Below are 2,453 nucleotides of genomic sequence, written 5' to 3' on the forward strand. Positions count from 1 at the left end.
GGAGGTAGGGGAGAATATTTTTTCACATTACCAATTACCCATTACTATTCCTATTACCCATTACCCATTACCCATTACCAATTACCAATTACCAATTACCAATTACCAATTACCCATTACCCATTACCCATTACCCATTACCCATTACCCATTACCTATTTTGCAGCATTACGATGCTTCTGCAATTCACTTCTTAATAGGGCAATTTCTGCCCTTAATTCGTCAATTTCGGTCTGTAAGTCTACTGAATCTCCCCCAGATGAACTATTACCTGTAGTTGTTCCAGTTGCAGACGATTCTGCCGCTCGATTAGCTCGTGCCATCACTTCTTCTGTAAACTGGCGTAGTTGCTCTTTAGTTTCAGCATCCAATTTGCCTAATTCACTCAAAGCATCAGTCAAGGCGACTTCTACACGCTCATTAATCACTTCAGCTACTGCTCTGCCTACGAAAAAGGCCTGCACAAGGGGATTACTCATAAATTTTTGTAAAGTTGCTCCGCAAAAAGAATTATAACCTGTATATAGCCCGTAATGCTTCTATCTGAAAGTTTTCTGAGTTGGTGAAATGCAACCACTCTAGATAGGTATCTCTCGTCAGAGTAAACCCAAAAGGGTCAAGGCACAAATAAATGGACTTATTCAGAGTATCGTTTAAATAGATGAAAACTGCTGTAACATAAGAAATATTTACGTCTTAACAGGAAATAGTAAAAATGCTGGCAAGTTACATTGATAAAGCAATGGAATTAGCAGTTTATGAAATTATTGAAGATGATGGTACTTATTGGGGTGAAATTCCAGGTTTGCAGGGAGTATGGGCAAATTATAAAACATTAGAAGGTTGTCGGCGTGAATTGAGAGAAGCTCTAAGTGATTGGTTGGCTTTACGTTTACGTTTAGGGTTAAATATTTCTTTGATTGAGAATATTAACTTAAATCAAATTACAGAGCCAGTATAAGAACCTAAAAATACAAATATACTTAAATGTTGTGGTGCAGCTATGTCTAGACTCCTGGTAACTCAATATCAAGCCGAAGTCGAAAAAATCATTCAATATGGTGGTTCTCACAAAGAAACTTCTATTCGTGTCGCTTTCCAAAATCTCCTCAATGAATATTGCAAACCGAGAGATTTTTTACTGATTCCTGAATTAGATTATAGATTACCAAATGGTAAACTTGTTTATCCTGATGGCACAATAAAAGATGCTTTGCGGTTAGATTGGGGTTATTGGGAAAGTAAGGATCAATATGATAAATTAGATGAAGAAATTGCCAAGAAATTAAATAAAGGTTATCCCGATAGTAATATTTTATTTGAAGATTCCCAAACTGCGGTTTTAATTCAATCTAGCACAGAAACCATGCGTGTATCCATGGGCGATGCTGACGCAGTAGATGGAATTATTACCAGTTTTATTAATTATGTGCGTCTTGAAGTTAAGGATTTTCGGGAAGCGATAGAAATTTTTAAGCAAGATTTACCCACTTTACTAAATTCTCTCAGAGATTTGATAGATTGTCAAGGGGAAAATAACACATCTTTTCAAACTGCGCGAGATAAGTTTTGGGGAATTTGCAAAGAATAAATTAACCCGGAAATCAGTTTATTTGATATTCGGGAAATGATGATTCAGCATATTTTGACGGAAGATATTTTTATCAATATATTTAGGGACTTCCAAATAAAAAAATACTCAACCACCTAACGCAAAAATCTCTCAAACCCTTATTCCTCTGTGTCCTCTGCGCCTCTGTGGTTCGTTAATCAGGATAATTTATTTCTTGGAAGTCCCTTAATGAATCGCAAGTTCACAGAGAAAATAATATTGCGGGAGAATTACAAGGGGTAATCTCTACCTTTTTTACCGGAAGCGTGAAGAAAAATACTTTGGGAACGATTGAAAGATATTATGCAGTAATTAGACGAACTGCGGCTAATATTTATAATCATCAAGAAAAACAGAAGTTTCTCAAAGCCTTATATGAGAATTTCTACAAAGCATATAATCCGAAAGCTGCGGATAGATTAGGTATTGTTTATACTCCTAATGAAATTGTCCGGTTTATGATTGAAAGTACAGATTTTTTAGTTCATAAACATTTTGGGAAGTTGTTAGCAGATAAAGATGTGGAAATTTTAGATCCTGCGACGGGTACGGGGACTTTTATTACTGAGTTGATTGATTATTTACCAAAGCAGAGTTTACAGCACAAATATAAACATGAAATTCATTGTAATGAGGTGGCTATTTTACCTTATTACATTGCAAATTTGAATATTGAATACACCTATAAACAGAAAATGGGGGTGTATGAGGAGTTTGAAAACATTTGTTTTGTGGATACTTTGGATAACACTTCTTTTGCGGGTAAGCAATTGGATTTGTTTGCTATGAGTGTGGAGAATACCGCCAGAATCAAAAGACAGAATGATAGAACTATTTCTGT

At 35.5% G+C, this 2,453-nt stretch carries 4 protein-coding genes; 3 read left to right on the forward strand and 1 reads right to left on the reverse strand.

What is annotated here, in order from left to right:
* Window positions 1–155 precede the first annotated feature (155 nt).
* Window positions 156–479: a DUF6825 family protein gene (locus tag FJR37_RS09395; protein WP_027402126.1), complete on the reverse strand. Its 324-nt coding sequence runs from the start codon at window positions 477–479 to the stop codon at window positions 156–158.
* A 236-nt stretch (window positions 480–715) separates the two neighbouring features.
* Between FJR37_RS09395 and FJR37_RS09400 the strand changes: the two genes are divergently transcribed.
* From FJR37_RS09400 to FJR37_RS09410, 3 genes are all read left to right on the forward strand, one after another.
* On the forward strand, window positions 716–961 hold the full coding sequence (locus FJR37_RS09400; protein ID WP_168465875.1) for a type II toxin-antitoxin system HicB family antitoxin: 246 nt from the start codon (window positions 716–718) through the stop codon (window positions 959–961).
* Between the two features lie 42 nt (window positions 962–1,003).
* Complete coding sequence (locus FJR37_RS09405) at window positions 1,004–1,591, forward strand: hypothetical protein (RefSeq protein WP_254434550.1); 588 nt, start codon at window positions 1,004–1,006, stop codon at window positions 1,589–1,591.
* A gap of 287 nt (window positions 1,592–1,878) precedes the next feature.
* The coding region (locus FJR37_RS09410; RefSeq protein ID WP_371416112.1) for an N-6 DNA methylase at window positions 1,879–2,453 on the forward strand (575 nt) is incomplete at its 3' end.

This window comes from Aphanizomenon sp. UHCC 0183, assembly GCF_009712065.1.
GTDB lineage: Bacteria > Cyanobacteriota > Cyanobacteriia > Cyanobacteriales > Nostocaceae > Dolichospermum > Dolichospermum heterosporum.